Source organism: Shewanella halifaxensis HAW-EB4, assembly GCF_000019185.1.
Lineage (GTDB): Bacteria > Pseudomonadota > Gammaproteobacteria > Enterobacterales > Shewanellaceae > Shewanella > Shewanella halifaxensis.
On record NC_010334.1, the window covers coordinates 3,236,349 to 3,254,580 of the forward strand.

Annotated in this window: 13 protein-coding genes; 11 read left to right on the plus strand and 2 right to left on the minus strand. The window is 45.0% G+C overall.

From position 1 onward, the window contains the following. Nucleotides 1-15: 15 nt before the first annotated feature. Nucleotides 16-1,212, plus strand: coding sequence for a hypothetical protein (locus SHAL_RS23285; RefSeq protein ID WP_012277748.1), 1,197 nt, complete (start codon nucleotides 16-18; stop codon nucleotides 1,210-1,212). An 869-nt stretch (nucleotides 1,213-2,081) separates the two neighbouring features. Here SHAL_RS23285 and fadJ read toward each other — a convergent pair. After that, a complete protein-coding gene (gene fadJ, locus SHAL_RS13845; RefSeq protein WP_041416449.1) occupies nucleotides 2,082-4,202 on the minus strand; it encodes a fatty acid oxidation complex subunit alpha FadJ in 2,121 nt (706 codons plus the stop codon). A 10-nt stretch (nucleotides 4,203-4,212) separates the two neighbouring features. Beyond that, nucleotides 4,213-5,523 carry an acetyl-CoA C-acyltransferase FadI gene (fadI, locus tag SHAL_RS13850; protein ID WP_012277752.1) on the minus strand — a complete coding sequence of 437 codons (1,311 nt, stop codon included), beginning with the start codon at nucleotides 5,521-5,523 and terminating at the stop codon, nucleotides 4,213-4,215. Between the two features lie 416 nt (nucleotides 5,524-5,939). Between fadI and SHAL_RS13855 the strand changes: the two genes are divergently transcribed. From SHAL_RS13855 to SHAL_RS13905, 10 genes are all read left to right on the plus strand, one after another. Next, nucleotides 5,940-6,896 (plus strand): AAA family ATPase, encoded by a 957-nt coding sequence (locus SHAL_RS13855; protein ID WP_012277753.1) that lies wholly within the window; start codon nucleotides 5,940-5,942, stop codon nucleotides 6,894-6,896. Next, a complete protein-coding gene (locus SHAL_RS13860; protein ID WP_012277754.1) occupies nucleotides 6,896-7,825 on the plus strand; it encodes a DUF58 domain-containing protein in 930 nt (309 codons plus the stop codon). The genes SHAL_RS13855 and SHAL_RS13860 overlap by 1 nt, the downstream gene beginning before the upstream one ends. Next, entirely contained in the window at nucleotides 7,826-8,344 is a 519-nt protein-coding gene (locus SHAL_RS13865) for a DUF4381 domain-containing protein (RefSeq protein ID WP_012277755.1), read from the plus strand. Continuing rightward, nucleotides 8,338-9,375: a vWA domain-containing protein gene (locus SHAL_RS13870; protein WP_012277756.1), complete on the plus strand. Its 1,038-nt coding sequence runs from the start codon at nucleotides 8,338-8,340 to the stop codon at nucleotides 9,373-9,375. Before SHAL_RS13865 ends, SHAL_RS13870 begins: the two co-directional genes overlap by 7 nt. Before the next feature lie 2 nt (nucleotides 9,376-9,377). Then, nucleotides 9,378-11,396, plus strand: a complete 2,019-nt coding sequence (locus SHAL_RS13875) for a vWA domain-containing protein (RefSeq protein WP_012277757.1) — start codon at nucleotides 9,378-9,380, stop codon at nucleotides 11,394-11,396. Then, the gene (locus SHAL_RS13880) at nucleotides 11,390-13,018 is read left to right on the plus strand and encodes a BatD family protein (RefSeq protein ID WP_012277758.1); all 1,629 of its coding nucleotides are present in this window, start codon (nucleotides 11,390-11,392) and stop codon (nucleotides 13,016-13,018) included. Before SHAL_RS13875 ends, SHAL_RS13880 begins: the two co-directional genes overlap by 7 nt. A gap of 584 nt (nucleotides 13,019-13,602) precedes the next feature. Further along, nucleotides 13,603-14,166 (plus strand): sigma-70 family RNA polymerase sigma factor, encoded by a 564-nt coding sequence (locus SHAL_RS13885; protein WP_012277759.1) that lies wholly within the window; start codon nucleotides 13,603-13,605, stop codon nucleotides 14,164-14,166. Then, a complete protein-coding gene (locus SHAL_RS13890; protein WP_012277760.1) occupies nucleotides 14,159-14,863 on the plus strand; it encodes a DUF3379 domain-containing protein in 705 nt (234 codons plus the stop codon). Before SHAL_RS13885 ends, SHAL_RS13890 begins: the two co-directional genes overlap by 8 nt. A 140-nt stretch (nucleotides 14,864-15,003) precedes the next feature. Then, nucleotides 15,004-16,455 carry a sodium/proline symporter PutP gene (putP, locus tag SHAL_RS13895; protein WP_012277761.1) on the plus strand — a complete coding sequence of 484 codons (1,452 nt, stop codon included), beginning with the start codon at nucleotides 15,004-15,006 and terminating at the stop codon, nucleotides 16,453-16,455. Between the two features lie 356 nt (nucleotides 16,456-16,811). After that, on the plus strand, nucleotides 16,812-18,104 hold the full coding sequence (locus SHAL_RS13905) for an OmpP1/FadL family transporter (protein ID WP_041416017.1): 1,293 nt from the start codon (nucleotides 16,812-16,814) through the stop codon (nucleotides 18,102-18,104). Nucleotides 18,105-18,232 lie beyond the last annotated feature (128 nt).

Consider the following 18,232-nt stretch of genomic DNA (forward strand, 5'->3'; position numbering starts at 1 on the left):
ATGAGAAGGTACAAAATGAAAACAATAATTAAAGGATTAGTTACTTCAGTTGCATTAGCATGTTCAGTATCAGCTATCGCATCACAAAATAGCCTAGAAGTACCAGTCTACCAGAACTCAATTATTTCAGCAGCTGTCCATAATAGCCTACTCGCGGGTTTCCCAAATATTAAGTATCAGCCACTACAAACTGCTGGTTTCCCAAATATTAAGTATCAGCCACTACAAACTGCTGGCTTCCCAAATATTAAGTATCAGCCACTACAGACTGCTGGCTTCCCAAATATTAAGTATCAGCCACTACAAACTGCTGGTTTCCCAAATATTAAGTATCAGCCACTGCAAACTGCTGGTTTCCCAAATATTAAGTATCAGCCACTACAAACTGCTGGTTTCCCAAATATTAAGTATCAGCCACTGCAAACTGCTGGTTTCCCAAATATTAAGTATCAGCCACTACAAACTGCTGGTTTCCCAAATATTAAGTATCAGCCACTACAAACTGCTGGTTTCCCAAATATTAAGTATCAGCCACTACAAACTGCTGGCTTCCCAAATATTAAGTATCAGCCACTACAGACTGCTGGCTTCCCAAATATTAAGTATCAGCCACTACAAACTGCTGGTTTCCCAAATATTAAGTATCAGCCACTACAAACTGCTGGTTTCCCAAATATTAAGTATCAGCCACTACAAACTGCTGGCTTCCCAAATATTAAGTATCAGCCACTTCAGACTGCTGGCTTCCCAAATATTAAGTATCAGCCACTACAAACTGCTGGTTTCCCAAATATTAAGTATCAGCCACTACAAACTGCTGGCTTCCCAAATATTAAGTATCAGCCACTACAAACTGCTGGCTTCCCAAATATTAAGTTTCAGCCACTACAAACTGCTGGTTTCCCAAATATTAAGTATCAGCCACTACAAACTGCTGGCTTCCCAAATATTAAGTATCAGCCACTACAAACTGCTGATTTCCCAAATATTAAGTATCAGCCACTACAAACTGCTGGTTTCCCAAATATTAAGTATCAGCCACAACAAACTGCTGGCTTCCCAAATATTAAGTATCAGCCACTACAAACTGCTGGTTTCCCAAATATTAAGTATCAGCCACTACAAACTGCTGGTTTCCCAAATATTAAGTATCAGCCACTACAGACTGCTGGTTTCCCAAACATCAAGTACATCAACCAAGCAACGGCTTAATTAGAGGAAGTCATGATGTTCGACTCAATAAAGAAAATGCTTGGTCTAGAAAAGCCAACTCGCAAGAAAGTACAACTGCCTGAAGGGCTTGACTGCTTAGAAGTTATTCCAGCCAAAAGTTGGTGGAATTAGGTAATAAATATAGATTTTGAGGAGTAAGATTATGTTTGCTTCACTGATGAAAGTACTTGGATTAGCAAAACCTGCTCGTAAAAAAGTTCAGTTACCTGACGGTCTGAATCACTTAGAAGTTATCCCAGCCAAAGGTTGGTGGAACTAATACCAAGCTAACTAAGTCTCTGGACCGCTATGTGTCCAGATTGATGTAACTAGTGCATTAGTTCAAATAACAAAAAAGGAGCCTACGCTCCTTTTTTGTTATCTTTTATAAGAGAAACTTAAATGCCCTAGCAGCTCACAAAGCTATTGAAGCCCCCTGCCTGCCCATCGCTTTGCGGTATGCCAACTGTTTATGAGTGTTAAACAAGGGGTAAGCTACAGGCCCTAATAACGTACCAGCAAACGCCCAACGCTTAACAGGAAGCCCAGCTTTAAATGCTGAGTGACCTAACGAATAGCCTGAACAGATTAATATCAATACAATCGCAAATAGCACTTATCTACACCCCACAACAAATAGGCTCGCCCTTCAAAGGCAGATAACCAGCTGCGCATTATATAGTCAAAACCAAATTGGTGTGGATGTTTTTGGTTCTAGATGAGCAGAGACTATTACATTGAAAAGAATAGCCTAGAACAAATAACAAAGCGGCAACATGCTGCCGCTTTGTTAATTTTCTCTTTGTGAAATGCCACATTGTAAAATGCAACTTTACAAAAATACAGCTTGTTAGGTTTAGCTCATCTACCTAACTGAAGAAGCGTGTTCCCTCTTCCGCCATCTGTTTAAGTTTGGCAGCCGGCTCAAAACGACTCCCGTATCTAGACTGGTAGTTTTCTAAGATCTTAACTAAGTTCGCAGCGCCTAGCGTGTCAATATAATGGAAAGGTCCACCGAGGAAAGGTGGGAAACCAATACCAAATATCGCACCAATATCACCGTCTCTTGGACAAGCAATAATGCTCTCTTCTAAGCAGCGTACCGCTTCGTTAAGCATCTGTACTACGCAGCGCTGAGCCACTTCAGTCGCTTCGGTATCGACACCAGGCTTAAGTCCTAAAACGCTATAAACAGTCTGATCGACCTCTTTGGCCTTCTTCTTTCCACCATAAAGATAGAAACCTTTGCCATTCTTACGGCCCTTTCTATCATCGGCTAAAAGCTTATCGAATGCGGTTGGTGCTTTAAAACGCTCACCTAACTCTTTTTCAAGAATGGGTGAGATCTTAGCACCGACATCGATACCGACTTCATCCAAGAGCGTCATGGGTCCAACAGGGAAGCCAAACTTGATCAGAGCCTTGTCGAGATGCTCTACGCTCTGCCCTTCGAGTAAGAGCTGGGCAGCTTCGTTCATATAAAGTGCCAGAATACGGTTTACATAAAAGCCTGCGCCATCTTGAACTACAATCGGTGTTTTGCCCTGCTTCTTAGCGAATGCCACCGTGGTTGCGATGGTTTCTGCCGAGGTTTTTTCGTGGGCAATCACTTCAACTAATGGCATTTTCTCAACTGGCGAGAAGTAGTGTAAACCGATGACATTTTCTGGTCGGCTGGCCGCTTCAGCAATTTGCCCTATTGGCAAAGAGGAAGTATTTGAAGCAAAAATAGTGTGCTCGCCGCATTCACGTTCAACATCCTTAACCATTTGATGCTTCAGCGCTAAGTCTTCAAAAACGGCCTCTACAACAATATCGGCATCTTTAATGCCTTTATATTCTGTCGTCGTTGTCATGAGTGCCATTAAATTGTCGCGAACAGCAGGCGTCATATGACGGCGCTTAACCCCTTTGTCGAGGAGTTTGTAGGCATAAGCTAACGCGTTACTCAGTCCTGTCTCGCTGATATCTTTAACTCGAGCAGGGATCTTAGCCTTAGTCGTCGTCACCGAGGCAATACCGCCACCCATTAGGCCTCCGCCTAATACCATAACCTTATTAACTTTCTGAGGCTCAACATCACCAGCGCCCGTTTCTTTTTTCATCTCGGTGGTCGCAAAAAAGACGCTTCGCATTGCTCCAGACTCTTTCGACATTACAAGGTCGGCAAAGTGACTCGCTTCAACTTCAAGCCCTTTCGCCATTCCCTTGGTCATGCCTTGGCGAACACAGTCAATAATTTTCGCGGGAGCGGGGTAATTACCTTGAGTCTTTTTCGCAACTTGCTTACCTGCCTGATCGAAAATAATATTTCGACCAGCACTGGTGCCTTCAAGCACTTTATTAAAGAATGATTGATGCTTTTTCTTCGCTGGACGTTTACCCGCTAAGGCCATTTCTACAGCAGTTCGCAGTAAAATTGACTCCGGAACAGCATCATCGACTAAGCCCATCTTTAATGCTTGCTTCGGACGCAGTTGCTTACCCGTTAGCATCATATCAAGCGCAGTCGTGACGCCAACCAAACGCGGTAAACGCTGAGTGCCACCGCCACCTGGCAGCAAACCTAATTGAACTTCTGGTACACCCATCATAGTTTTTGGATTAAGTGAACACACTCGCTTATGACAAGCCAAAGCAAGCTCTAAGCCACCACCTAGGCAAGCGCCGTTAATCGCTGCAACAACAGGGATTGGTAAGCTTTCCAGCTCATTAAATACTACATGTCCCTGCTGAGATAACTGCTTTGCATCGGTTGCAGTTTCACATGCATCAAGCATCGAAATGTCGGCGCCAGCAACAAACGAGTCCTTTTTACCCGAGACTAATACCAAACCTTTAATGCTAGTATCGGCTTTGATTTCGGCGAGTACGTCACTGATCTCAGGCCCAAATTCGCTACGCAGGGTATTCATAGTTTCGCCCGGCACATCCATAGTTAATATGGCAATACCATCATCGCGGCGCGTTAAATTAAATGTCTTTTCCATGTCCATGTGATTACTCCACTTCAACAATCATTGCTGCACCCAAACCACCCGCAGCACATGCTGTTGCGAGACCCGTTCCACCACCACGGCGTTTAAGCTCGTGACACACCTGCGTCACCAATCGTGTTCCCGTTGCCGCAAATGGGTGGCCATAAGCAAGCGAGCCACCGAGTACGTTAAACTTACTCATATCGATTTCACCAATCGCACGGTTGCGGCCAAGTTTCTCTTCGGCAAACTTTTTCGAAGCAAACATCTGCATGTTTGCCAGAGTCTGTGCGGCAAACGCTTCATGCATCTCAATCAAGGTCAGATCTTCAAGTTCCATTCCTGCACGTTTAAGCGCGAGTGGTGTTGCGTATGAAGGCCCCATCAACATATCTTGCCATACATCAATGGCTGTAAAGGCATAACTCTTAATGTAACCGATAGGCGTGTAACCAAGGGCTTTGGCGCGCCCTTCACTCATCAAGAGTACGGCCGATGCACCGTCGGTTAACGGCGTGCTATTAGCCGCTGTCACTGAGCCGTGTTTACGATCGAAAGCCGGACGTAATTTTGCGTAAGACTCTAGCGTTGAGTTTTCACGAATATTATTATCACGGTCGATAAATGACTTATAAGGTGGGACATGAGCAGCCATCACCTCTTCTGCAAGCTTTCCTGCATTCCACGTTTCTGTGGCTAAGGTATGTGAACGGTGAGCTAATGCATCTTGATCGGCGCGGCTGATATTGTAAGTCTTTGCCATCTGCTCTGCGGTTTGCCCCATCGACAAACCTGTCGAATACTCGGCAACCGCAGGTGGCACTGGTAGTAAATCTTTTAAGCCTAATCTGCGAAAGATTGCTAACTTCTGACCAAAACTGCGCGCCTTATTGAGATCAACCAAGGCATGGGCAAGTTTCTTAGAGACGCCAATCGGCAATACAGATGAAGAGTCGGCGCCACCAGCAATACCGATATCCATATTGCCCGTCATGATAGACTCAGCGACATTTACCGTTGACTGAAAGCTGGTCGCACAAGCCCTTGTCACACTGTAAGCGTCGGTACTCACATCCATACCCGTGCCTAATACAATTTCACGAGCAATATTGGGCGCAGCTGGCATCTGAACAACTTGACCATAAACAAGCTGTTCAATTTCTTTAGGATTAAGTTCAGAACGAGACAATAGCTCATTGACTACCATCTTGCCCATATCTAATGCCGACACCCCGTGAAAAGCGGTGGCTTGTTTAGCAAATGGTGTACGCAATCCCGAAACAATCGCGATACGTTCGCCTCTCGCATTTGTCACCTGTTGTCTATCACTCATTTTTCGCCCTCTTATTCTGCTCGCTCACTTATCGTTGCGCGCTTTCTTATATCCTTGAGAAACCTATTTGCTTTCAATTAAACAGGTCTGACCATTAAAGTGTGATCTGATTCTAACTTCTTACTGAAAAGTTTTAAACACTTGTTTGTTTTTTTGTCTTAAAAATATACAAATCTTGTGCATTAACAAACGTTAATGGATAAAAACTGAATTACTGTTGTCTATCTTTTTACTCATTAACGATTAAATGTAGCAAAAGCGACAATCTTGCAGGGGACTTATTGTCATCCTATTAAGTCATACCATTGTGGTGACTTATCAGCCTAAAGGTAAATTGGCACTAGCCAAACCCTAAAGGAATTTTTACTATGTCGTTGGTCTATATCTAACTAACTTTAAATAAACCGAGTAGCATCATGCCTTTGAGTCGATTTCACGCGTTACGCGAATACTTAAATTCTGTCATCCTAGGACAGCCTATTCTCACCGAGAATCTACTAATTGCATTAATTGCCGATGGGCACCTATTAGTCGAAGGCCCACCAGGTCTTGCTAAGACTCGTGCAGTAAAAGCGCTATGTGATGGCGTCGAAGGGGACTTTCACCGTATCCAATTTACCCCTGACTTATTACCAGCAGACTTAACGGGCACCGATATTTATCGCGCCCAAACGGCAACCTTCGAATTTGAAGCGGGCCCTATTTTCCACAACCTTATCTTGGCCGATGAGATTAATCGCGCGCCAGCTAAGGTACAGTCAGCTCTATTAGAAGCGATGGCTGAAGGGCAAGTCACTGTGGGCAAGCACAGCTATCAACTGCCGGAACTGTTTTTAGTGATGGCAACACAGAACCCACTAGAAAACGAAGGGACGTATCCGCTACCCGAGGCACAATTAGATCGATTCTTAATGCATTTGAATCTTGATTACCCAAGTGCCGAGACCGAGTTTCAGATCATGCGTATGTCTCGTAATGAAGCGCTAAAACAAGAAGTTCCCCGGGTTGAGCCCATTATTCAAGGTGATATTTTTGCAGCCAGAGAGCACGCACTGCAAATTTATCTTGCTGAGCCACTAGAGAAATATATCGTCGATATTATTATGGCAACCCGCAAACCAGAGGCTTATAGCCAAGAGCTTGCTAGCTGGCTTGAATATGGCGTGAGCCCTCGTGCAACCTTATCACTTGAGCGCTGCGCGCGAGCAAGAGCCTATCTATATGAGCGTGATTTTGTGTCTCCGGAAGATATCCAAGCCGTTGCGCCTAACGTGCTGCGTCACCGTCTGCTTTTAAGCTATCAAGCACAAGCCGATGGCGTCAGTGCAGACGATGTGATCAATCATATTCTTTCTCAAGTTGCGGTCCCTTAATGGTCAATACACAGCTGCCATTGTTTAGCGATGGCATTCATATTACTGAAAAAGAGTTGCTTGCTTGTCAAAGCCTCGCGAAAGCGTTGCCAGAAAAACGCACAAAAGCCAAAGCGAGTCTCGCTGGTCATCGTGCCAGCTTGATTAAGGGTCGCGGCATGGAATTTGCCGAGGTGCGTCACTATCAAAGTGGCGACGACGTTCGCACCATAGACTGGCGAGTCACGGCGAGAACGGGTAAAGCGCACACTAAATTATTTGTTGAAGAGCGCGAACGCCCTGTTCTACTGCTGCTCGATCTTAGCCATAGTCTCTATTTTGGTTCGAGCTTAATGTTGCAATCGGTACAAGCCGCCCATCTTGCAACAACTCTGGGTTGGAGCGCGATATTACACGGTGACCGTTTAGGCGCGTTAATCGCCACCGAGCAAGAGCATGTGGAGCTTAAACCAAGAAGCCGCCAACAAGGGATATTGCAAGTTATCTCAGCCATAAAAAAACTGCATGAGAATCAACTGCAAAATATTGCGCAGCAAGAACCAGAGCCCGATCATTTGGCTAAAGCCTGTCAGCGATTACGACGGCTTGCCAAACCGGGCTCATTAATATGGATAATCACTGACGGCAGTAATTTCACGCCTGCGTGCTTGGCAGCACTATCGGACTTAAAGCGACACTGTGATATGGGTGCATTTTTGATCACAGACCCACTGCGCCAAGGCCAGTTATCACTGCCTAAGCACTTTCAGCTTCCGGTGAGAGAAGGTACTAAAGAGCTCATTATTGACAGAAACAGTTACGAGCAATGGCTGGCGAACCAACAACATCTACAAAACCAATTTATTGAAATGATGCAAAAGCTCAATGTTGAAACCCGTATTCTCGATGCAGGACAACGCCTTAATCAGCAATTAGGGGCACTTAGATAGATGACGAATCCTGTTAATCCCGCGCTTGCCTCGATGCAAGACATTCAAACACCTATCGAAATTGGCCTCTGGCCTTTAGCCTATGGCTATTGGATCAGTCTGTTAATCATTATTTTGGTTGCCACACTACTCATCGTTTGGTTTAAGAAGCGTCGCCAAGTCAGTGCAGCAAAACGCGCTGCATTAGTCGAGTTAGCCAAACTCAACATGCACAGTGAACAATATGTCACAGAGGTCAGCAGCATCCTCAAGCGTGCAGCGATGAGCTATTGCTCTCGCAGTCAGGTCGCCCAGCTCTGTGGTGATGATTGGGATCATTGGCTTAACGCGCAAGTGGCGACGCCTCAAGATGAACTGTGCCGATTATTGGCCATGCGCTTTCAGCCACTCTCCCTCAGCGATGAAGACAAGCAAGCGCTTAAACACCATGCTCAAAACTGGTTAAAGGGCGCCCTGCCGCTAAGCAATAAACAAGGTAAAACACACAATGAAATCGAGAACGAGGTAAGCCCATGCTAACGCTTGCCTGGCCATTACTATTGCTGCTATTGCCTCTACCGCTCATTTTTAGAAAGAAGCAGCAAACACAACAACGGGGTGGTCATTTGATCCTGCCCGGTGCCAGCCTACCGAGCCAAGTTGCTGCGACTGAGAAAAATCTCGCGACAAAAAAACGCTATTGGATTGTTTGGTGCTTACTCGTATTGGCCTGCGCCCGCCCTTTATGGGTCGGTGAAGCCATTGAGCTACCGAGTAAAGGCCGCGATCTTATGTTATCGGTCGATCTCTCGGGCAGTATGCAAATAGAAGATATGGTGCTCGACGGTAAAGTCGTTGACCGCTTTAGTCTTATTCAACATGTGATCAGTGACTTTATTGAACGCAGAAAAGGCGACCGTATCGGGCTTATCCTGTTTGCAGACCATGCCTATCTGCAATCTCCGTTGACCCAAGACAGGCGCACGGTTGCGCAATATTTAAAAGAGGCGCAGATCGGTTTAGTCGGTAAACAAACTGCGATTGGCGAAGCCATCGCTCTTGCCGTTAAGCGCTTTGACAAAGTTGAACAAAGTAATCGCGTGTTAATCTTACTGACTGATGGCTCAAACAATGCGGGGGCTATTTCACCCGAGCAAGCCACTCAAATCGCGGCAAAAAGAGGGATCACCATCTACACCATCGGCGTCGGTGCCGACGTGATGGAGCGTAGAACCCTATTTGGTAAAGAAAGAGTCAATCCATCAATGGACTTAGACGAATCCCAACTGCAAGAGATCGCTAAAACAACTGGCGGCCAATATTTTAGAGCGCGCAATACCGAAGAGCTTGAGCAGATCTATCAAGTGATAGACACCCTTGAACCTGTTACTCGTGATCAACTGAGCTACCATCCACAATCTGAACTGTTTTACTGGCCTCTAGGGCTGGCGCTACTTGCCTCTATTTTCATCTCACTGAGTCAAGTCTCGTTGTTTAGACGAAAAACCATTAAAACAGATGCCAACACTAATACCTACACCAATGCCAACCGAATGAAAGGAGGACGTTAAGCATGCATTTTTTACGTCCAGAATGGTTCCTTGCGCTGATACCATTAGGCCTGTTATTACTGTTTTTATATAAAAGCAAAACCGCAAGCTCTAGCTGGAACCATTATATTGCACCACACCTAGCTAAAATATTAGTCGGTGGTTCAATTAAGAAGAAGCACAATAATATTACCTATTTGGCTATCGCTTGGTTCATCGCTGTGTTTGCATTATCTGGCCCAGCATTTGAGAAAAAAGCACTGCCAGTCTACGAGTCGGCTCAAGGGCGTGTCATCGTCATGGACATGTCTCAGTCTATGTATGCCAATGACTTAGCCCCTAACCGCTTGACTCAAGCAAAGTTTAAAGCAACTGACCTTATCGATGAGCTACCTGATGGTGAAACAGGCTTAATTGCCTATGCTGGTGATGCCTTCACCATTAGTCCACTGACGCGAGATAAAGCCACACTGCTTAATCTATTGCCCACATTGACCCCTAGCATTATGCCCATTAAGGGCTCAAACCTTGAAGCTGCGATCACTCAGGCGAAATCTTTATTAAGCCAAGGTGGGCATATTCGAGGCGATATTATTTTGTTTACTGACGGGATCTCTAGTACTCAATTTAAGCGCGCCGAATCTGTACTAAAAGACAGCCAATATCGGTTGGCAATTATTGCCTTTGGTAGCCAGCAAGGTTCACCAATCAAGCTGCCTGATGGCCAACTATTACGGGATAGTGCCAATCAAATTGTTGTCGCCAAAACAGATTACGGCCTATTAAAACAGTTAGCGAGCGACGCGAACGGCATCTTAGTGCCTAGTCGAGCAGATGGCTCTGATATCACTCAAATAACGCAATGGCTCGCTAGCACACAAGATACAAAAGCCAGTGATCTTGAGGGCGAAGTCTGGCAAGACTTGGGACCTTATTTTGCCCTATTACTGCTATTACCTGCCCTGCTGAGTTTTAGAAATGGCATGATTGCAACGTTTGCTCTGTTTATGCTTATCCAACCGAGTGAGCAAGCCTATGCCAGTACCTGGAATGACCTGTGGCAAACCCAAGATCAACAAGCGATGCAGGCCTACAAAGCAGATGACTACCAAGCAGCAGCAGAGCAATTTGTCACCCCTCAATGGCAGGCGAGTGCACTGTATAAAGCAGGCGAATATGAGCAAGCTCTCAGCGCATTTGAAAAAGATGACTCTGCCAATGGCTTATATAACCAAGGCAATGCCTTAATGCAGCAAGGGAAATATGCAGAAGCGCAAAAGCGCTACCAGTCTGCATTAGATAAAGAACCGCAATTTGATGCCGCAAAGAGTAACTTAGCCCTCGCTAAAAATCTCCAGCAGCAACAAGAGCAACAAAACGCTGACCAGTCTGAACAGCAATCAAGTGATGAGCAGTCGCAACAAGACCCATCTCAAAACGAAAAGTCTCAAGACGGTCAGTCGCAACAAGACAAATCTCAAGATGCTCAATCTCAAGACGAGAAGTCTCAAGACAAGAAGTCTCAAGATGGTCAGCCTAGCAGCGACAAATCCGAAGATGAACAATCTAGTGAGCAACAGTCTCAAGAGCAGCAATCACAGCAGCAGAGTGAGCCATCTCAACAAGAGCAGAGCCAACAAGATCAAGCTCAGCAAGGATCTGAACAGCAGTCCTCTAATCAAACAGAGGCAAACAATGAAGCAGAAATGCAAGCTGAACCAGAGCCTCCAACATCACAGCAGCCTATGACAGAAAATGCTGAGGCAAATAAAGCCCAAGAGCAAGATAAGCAAGGTGAACAAGAGCACTCAGCAGCAAGAATGCAAGCTGAGACTGATAAGGAGAGCGAGCAGTCAGACGCTGAATCTCAGCAAGTCGCCGCAAGCGCAGTGCCCACCGACGAGCCTTTGCCACCAGAGATGGAGCGGGCTCTACGTGCAATCGCTGATGACCCCCAAGTCTTGCTACGTAATAAAATGCAACTTGAATACCAGAAACGTCGCCAACAAGGCATCAATTCTAAGGAAAACGAACAGTGGTAATACGGCATATTTTTCTTTTAGCGATTATCGCCCTAACAACCGCCTTTCCAGCGAGCGCGATCACGACACTTCAAGCTTCTGTAGATCGCAACCCGGTTATGGAAGGGGAGACTTTAGTACTGACGGTCACCGCTGATGACGATCTCAACAGTGGAAAGCTCGATACCTCAATGCTGCTTAAAGACTTTATTGTCGGTCGAACCAGTATCAGCCGCAGTAAAAAAATCATGAACTTTGATGCCAGCAACGAGACTCGTTGGCAGGTGCTGCTATCACCGAGGAGCAGCGGAAATCTAATCATTCCTGCATTTAACATCGATGGTATTAGCTCTAACTCTATCCCTTTATCTGTACTGAAAACAGGTTCTCAGCCGCAGCAGATGCAAGATATCTTTATGCGCGCAAACCTCTCGAGTGATGAGGCCTATGTAGGCCAAATGCTAACTTACAAGGTGAAGCTCTATTTAGCGCTAGAGCTGCAGCGCGGAGTGCTTAATGCTCCCGATCTTGAAGGCGCGCAAATAAAGCAGCTTGGAGAAGATAAAGACAGCACAGAAATTGTTAATGGTCGTCGTTACCGTGTGATTGAGCGCAATTACGCCATTATTGCCGATCAACCTGGTGAGCTGACAATTACAGGCGCTAGCTTCTCAGGCGACGTACTCGTCCAATCAAGACGCAATGGGGCCATGTTCTCGTTTAATGAAAGCAGACCAACACAAACACAAGCGCCTAAAATGATGGTACTGATCAACCCTATTCCGATAGATTACCATGGAGAATGGTTGGTATCTGATCTAGTGGTGTTAAAAGAGGATTGGCCTGAGACGGCAACTGAATATAATGTTGGTGAACCGATCACTCGCACCATCACCTTGCTGGCATCCAATACCGATGAGACGAGTTTGCCAGACATCGTTATGTCTACCCCGAAGGCACTGAAAACCTACCCTGAAAAAGCGCAGCGAAAGACCTTCCTTCGTGATAACCAAATGGTGTCGCAACTCACTCAAACAACAGCGATTGTTGCAACGAGCCCGGGGACTTACACCCTGCCAGAAATTAAAGTGCCATGGTGGAATCCACACCTTAACAAACAGCAGTTAGCGACCTTGCCCGCCCGCACGATTGTTGTAAAAGGTGGAGAAGCAATTGAGCCTATTGAGCAGCAAGTGATACAAACGCCGACAAATAATAGTGGCGGGTTTTGGCCTTGGTTGTCGCTAGCCTTAGGCACACTTTGGTTAATCACCCTCGCACTGTGGCTTAACGCCCGTAAGAAAACCAGCATCCCAACGGGCACTAAGTCAATCGCTGCCAAGCCGAGCAATACCTTGTCGGATTTGCAGGCAGCCTGTCACGCAAAGGATGCCACACGAGTACTGAACGGCCTGACTCGCTATTACACTGAGCTATATCAACAGCCGATGTCTCTGAGTCAAATTTCGATGACAGACTCTGTGATAGCCACCGCTATTGAGCGGTTGCAACGCACTGCGTTCAGCCCGAGTAAACTCACTGAAAGTATCGACTTTGCTCAGCTTTTAGCCGCAGTAAAAGCAGCAAAAGCTGCTCACTCTCAAGCTAAAACATCGGCACTGGTTAAGCTTAATCCCAGCTAAACTCCGGCCAAACTCCTACCCAAAAAAAGTAGAGTTAGCCGAAGGCAAGATTAACGCCTTTTGACTCGATTCATATACAGACTCAACCAAAGACGCTTCTATGTAAGCGTCTTTTTTGTTTTCAGGCTAAGCTAAACGATAAATTACTTACATAGCCCAGCTTGGCTACTTTTATACCAATCAGTATAAGAAGTTGATCTACTCAGAACGTTTTTGACAAACTAATTCAAGGCGAATAACTGAAAGAATGGTTGCTCCCTTGTGAAGTTGTTCAACGCAGAAGTAGGCAGCCAAAAACGCTCCAGAATGGCGAGTTTTAGCGGCTCTGATGCTGTGACTCTTAAGGAACAAGAGGGAGCTTAAACGTAGAATAACTATGCTCGTCACTCGTTGCAAACCACATGGATGTGGTGAATGTCATTAAAGCAGGAGCACTTAATGACCTTGTCTCAGTGCCGCTAAACTCTCGCTGAGTAACCAAATCTTTATACTGATTGGTATTACACCGTTAAAGTTAACAATTGGTATTCGAAGTTCAACGAGGTTAAGCTGTGTTTTATTGATCCAGTTAGAAAAAATAAAAAATGTTTGATAGTTGGCGAAATAAAAAGTCGAAGTCCACGGTCTCTTCAGACATGGTTAGCAAACAACGACGATACGATAGCCTTGTCAGGGCACTTCATGCTGATATATACCGTTTCGCCTACTGGTTATGCGGCGATAAACACATTGCAGAAGATATCACTCAAGAAACGTTTCTCCGTGCTTGGCGCTCACTTGACTCTTTAAAAGACGAAAAGGCCGCTAAAGCTTGGTTAATCACTATTTTGCGTCGAGAAAATGCTCGTCGTTTTGAGCGAAAACAGTTTAATTACTCCGATATTGAACAAGAGTTTATTGAAGATACTTTTTCCGGCAGCAGTGAAGAACATGCTGAGCAACACTTAATACAGAGACAAATAGCTAAGTTGGAACTCGAGTATCGCGAACCACTTTTGCTACAAGTCATCGGGGGATTTAGCGGTGATGAGATTGCAAGCATTCTCGATTTAAATCGTAATACCGTTATGACTCGTTTATTTAGAGCAAGAAATCAGCTTAAAGATGTACTTGAACCACCAAAACACAGGGGTCAATCCAATGGATGAGCTTAAGTTTCGCCGCCAGGCCTACAGTGAACCCAATAGTCAAGATCCTGACTTTCTCGATGCTGCGATGAAGTCAGTAGAAAGAGAAGCCTTTTTAAATGATCTAAAAGGCTTAGACAATAAAATTGAGCGTGCATTAAAAGTTGATGTTCCTGATGATCTCGCTGCAAAATTACTGCTAAGACAACAGCTGCATCATCATCAGTCACAGCGCCGTAAGACAGGATTTGCATTTGCACTGGTCGCGTCAGTGGCATTTTTAGCGGGAATGACCTTCACCCTATTAAGAATGGGACCTGTGGATTTAGGTCAACATGCCCTAGCCCACGTTTATCATGAGGATAAAGCCCTGCATATCGACCAAGATGTACCGTTTCAAGATGTAAACTTCCAACTTGCTTCCCTCGGTGGAAAAAGTGAGATGAGGTTTACGCAGCAGCCGGGCAAAGTATTTTACAGTACATACTGCGACTTCCAAGGTGTACAAAGCTTACACCTTGTAATGCAAGGCGAACAAGGAAAAGTAACCCTGTTTATTGTACCTCTAGAAGACCGCATGGTGCTTGATAAAGCCTTTGCCGACAACAAATACCAAGGCATGGGCTTTGAAACGGATAACGCCTACATGTTACTCGTCGGTGAGCAAAGACAAGATCTTAATTACGTTAAAAACGAGATTAAGCAAACATTTATCTAAATCTATTCACAACCAATGATGTTCAACGAGCATCATTGGTTAGAACGTCATCACATTTCCCTCCCTATTTGAGCCTTGGCTCATAAATCTGCTAGCATAGCGCCCACATAAATAGAAAAGAAAAGAAGCGTGAACCACACATGACAATTGAATTACCCGTTTTAATTACTTTTATTGCCTATCTTAGCCTGATGATGGGCATAGGCTTATGGGCTTATAAAGCAACAGACTCAGTAGACGATTATATTTTAGGTGGCCGCGGGATGGGCCCTGCAGTAACAGCACTCAGCGTGGGTGCGTCCGATATGTCAGGCTGGCTACTTCTTGGCTTACCTGGCGCAGTATATCTAGGTGGATTAGGGGAGGCTTGGATTGGTATAGGCTTAGTCTTTGGTGCTTGGCTTAACTGGCTATTTGTCGCGAGACGTTTACGTGTTTATACGGAATTTACCGATAACGCACTCACCCTACCTGACTTTTTTGAAAAACGTTTCGAAGATAAGAATGGCATATTGAAGCTAGTTTCAGCGGTTACTATCTTAGTCTTCTTCACCTTTTATGCTTCATCAGGCATGGTTGGCGGCGCCATTTTATTTGAAAAAGTATTCGGCCTAGACTACACCTTAGCCTTGATTATCGGCTCTACCATTATCGTTGCTTATACGTTCGTGGGTGGCTTCTTTGCCGTTAGTTGGACTGACTTTTTCCAGGGCTGCTTAATGTTAGCCGCTCTACTTATCGTCCCTATCGCCATCTTTAGCCAACCAGAAACACAAGTTGGCCTAGAAAATATCGATCCTGCTATGTTGTCTATGTTTAATGAAAATACCACCTTTATTGGGTTCGTATCGTTATTAGCATGGGGACTCGGCTATTTTGGTCAACCACATATTCTTTCGCGCTTTATGGCTATCGCTTCACCTGATGATATTCCGGTTTCACGTCGCATTGCCATGGGTTGGATGTTACTCGCCTTATTAGGTGCATTAGCGACAGGTATTGCTGGTAGCCTTTATTTTGCGGCAGAACCGTTATCAAACCCTGAAACCGTATTCATCCATCTTGCGCATGCAGCCTTTAATCCATGGATTGGTGGGCTATTAATCGCAGCCATTTTGTCGGCAATTATGAGTACGATTGATTCACAGCTTCTTGTTTGTTCAAGTGTTGTCACCGAAGACTTCTATAAAAAATGGCTACGTCCGCAAGCACAAAGCAAAGAGCTTATGTTAGTCGGTCGTATTGGCGTATTGGCCATTGCCATTATTGCTGGTGTGGTTGCCCTCAATCCAGAGAGTAGCGTACTTGGCCTTGTGAGCTATGCATGGGCCGGCTTCGGTGCAGCTTTTGGTCCTGTAGTATTACTTTCACTGTTTTGGCGTAACTATAGCCGTAATGGCGCAATCGTTACTATTGTTGTTGGTGCGCTTACGGTTGTAATTTGGAAGCAGCTGACTGGCAGCATTTTCGACATCTACGAAATTCTACCAGGATTTATTTTAGCCACGCTTGCTGGTGTGATTGTCAGTAAGATGCAAAGTCCTGCAGAGAGCATTAAACAGCAGTTCGATAGCTTCGAAGCTAAGCTATAGCTTCAATAGCGAGCGACAACAGATAAAAAGCGTACATTTGTACGCTTTTTTTATTTTTATCAATAACCTCCTAAACCTCGCACCACTTACATCTCATTAACCTACAATCAAACTGACTCATAGCGCTAAGCCCATGCTGGCTATAGTTTCTGATGCCAATTTCAATTGCGCTGTTAATTTGACCGCAATAAAAACACGCAACAATTAACTAATAACTAACAACAAAACAATTCTGGTCGGAGTTGTTAGCTTGCTCACATCTCCCTACTATGCACTGGTCTAATAAGTGGATCTTGCCGCTAATCATGAAATTAGCCCCGAATAAGCAAGACCAAAATATAATAGAGATGATAATAATGAAGATTTTCAACAAGACTCTTATTGCTGTATCAGTAGCTCTAGTAAGCACTCAAACAATGGCTGCTGGCTTTCAGATTAACGCCCAATCGGCAACGGGTATTGGCCGTGCATTTGCCGGTGACGCCGTGATTGCCGACAACGCATCAGTACTTTCACGTAACCCAGCGGCTATGGCGTTGTTTGACGAGAAACAACTTTCAATGGGCTTAACTTATGCTGACGTACAAGTTGAAGTTCAGGATGTATTCGTAAACTCAAATCTAGGTGAACTACACTTCGGCAATGTAGACGATGGCGCTGAAGCTAAAGTTATCCCTAACTTTTACTATGTAAGCCCTGTAAACGACAAGTTCGCTTATGGCGTGGCGATGTTCAGTAACTTCGGTACCGGTACTGATACGACCGAACTTTCAAACAACATCGCTATGGGTGCAATACCAGCCCCTATTGATCTACTTGGTAAGACTGAAGTCACTACAATCAACTTCAATCTAAGTGCGTCATACCGCATCAACGATAACTTCAGTGTGGGTGCAGGTCTTGATGTGATCTATGGTTCTGGCACGCTAACGCGTGGTGGTGCTATGCCTACTGGTGCTGATCCAGTGCATGTAGAGCTAGTTGATGTAGATGCTGATGGTATCGCCTTTGGTGGTATTGTAGGCGCAGTATATGAAATCAATGCTGACAACCGTTTTGGTGTAAGCTACCGTTTCAGCCCAGAGTTCACCGCTGATGGTACAGTGATGTTCGCTGGCACTGATTACCAAGAGATCAATATTCCTCTTCCTGATATCTTCCAAGTTGCCGGTTTCCACCAGCTAACAGACACCTTTGCTCTTCACTACACTGCGCAGATGACCACTTGGGGTGACTTCCACGAGATCACGGTTACCGATCCTGCTGAAGCACAGCTAAAGAAATACGCTTGGGATGACTCTTGGTTATTCAGTGTGGGTGGTACATATACCCTAACTGATAAGTGGACGCTACGCGCGGGTTACATGTTCGACCAAGGTGTTGTGGGTGAAGTGAGCTCTATCTCTATTCCAGATTCAGATCGTCAATGGTACACCATGGGTGCGACTTACAACCTGTCTAAGCACACCAGCCTTGATTTTGGTATCGCATTTGTACGTGGCGAAGAGACGAATCTAACAGAACAAAGCTCTGTATTAGGCTTGGTAGGTAACCTAAACCCTGCTCTAGGCGATGATCTTAGTACTGTGCACGCGACAACGACGTCAAATGCAACTTACTACTCAATTCAATACAACTACAAGTTCTAAGCTAAGCGCTTAACTGTAGAAGTTGTTTTGTTCTAAAAGCCGCATATTAATGCGGCTTTTTTTATTGTATTTAGTATCTCGCCCTGAGATAAGTTACAACTCGCTTGCTGGTGAAAGTAAATTCATTG

Excerpts from the sequence above, each read along its gene's own strand:
- SHAL_RS23285 (WP_012277748.1), top strand. The coding sequence starts at position 16 with ATGAAAACAATAATTAAAGGATTAGTTACTTCAGTTGCATTAGCATGT.
- fadJ (WP_041416449.1), bottom strand. The coding sequence starts at position 4,202 with ATGGAAAAGACATTTAATTTAACGCGCCGCGATGATGGTATTGCCATA.
- fadI (WP_012277752.1), bottom strand. The coding sequence starts at position 5,523 with ATGAGTGATAGACAACAGGTGACAAATGCGAGAGGCGAACGTATCGCG.
- SHAL_RS13855 (WP_012277753.1), top strand. The coding sequence starts at position 5,940 with ATGCCTTTGAGTCGATTTCACGCGTTACGCGAATACTTAAATTCTGTC.
- SHAL_RS13860 (WP_012277754.1), top strand. The coding sequence starts at position 6,896 with ATGGTCAATACACAGCTGCCATTGTTTAGCGATGGCATTCATATTACT.
- SHAL_RS13865 (WP_012277755.1), top strand. The coding sequence starts at position 7,826 with ATGACGAATCCTGTTAATCCCGCGCTTGCCTCGATGCAAGACATTCAA.
- SHAL_RS13870 (WP_012277756.1), top strand. The coding sequence starts at position 8,338 with ATGCTAACGCTTGCCTGGCCATTACTATTGCTGCTATTGCCTCTACCG.
- SHAL_RS13875 (WP_012277757.1), top strand. The coding sequence starts at position 9,378 with ATGCATTTTTTACGTCCAGAATGGTTCCTTGCGCTGATACCATTAGGC.
- SHAL_RS13885 (WP_012277759.1), top strand. The coding sequence starts at position 13,603 with ATGTTTGATAGTTGGCGAAATAAAAAGTCGAAGTCCACGGTCTCTTCA.
- SHAL_RS13890 (WP_012277760.1), top strand. The coding sequence starts at position 14,159 with ATGGATGAGCTTAAGTTTCGCCGCCAGGCCTACAGTGAACCCAATAGT.
- putP (WP_012277761.1), top strand. The coding sequence starts at position 15,004 with ATGACAATTGAATTACCCGTTTTAATTACTTTTATTGCCTATCTTAGC.
- SHAL_RS13905 (WP_041416017.1), top strand. The coding sequence starts at position 16,812 with ATGAAGATTTTCAACAAGACTCTTATTGCTGTATCAGTAGCTCTAGTA.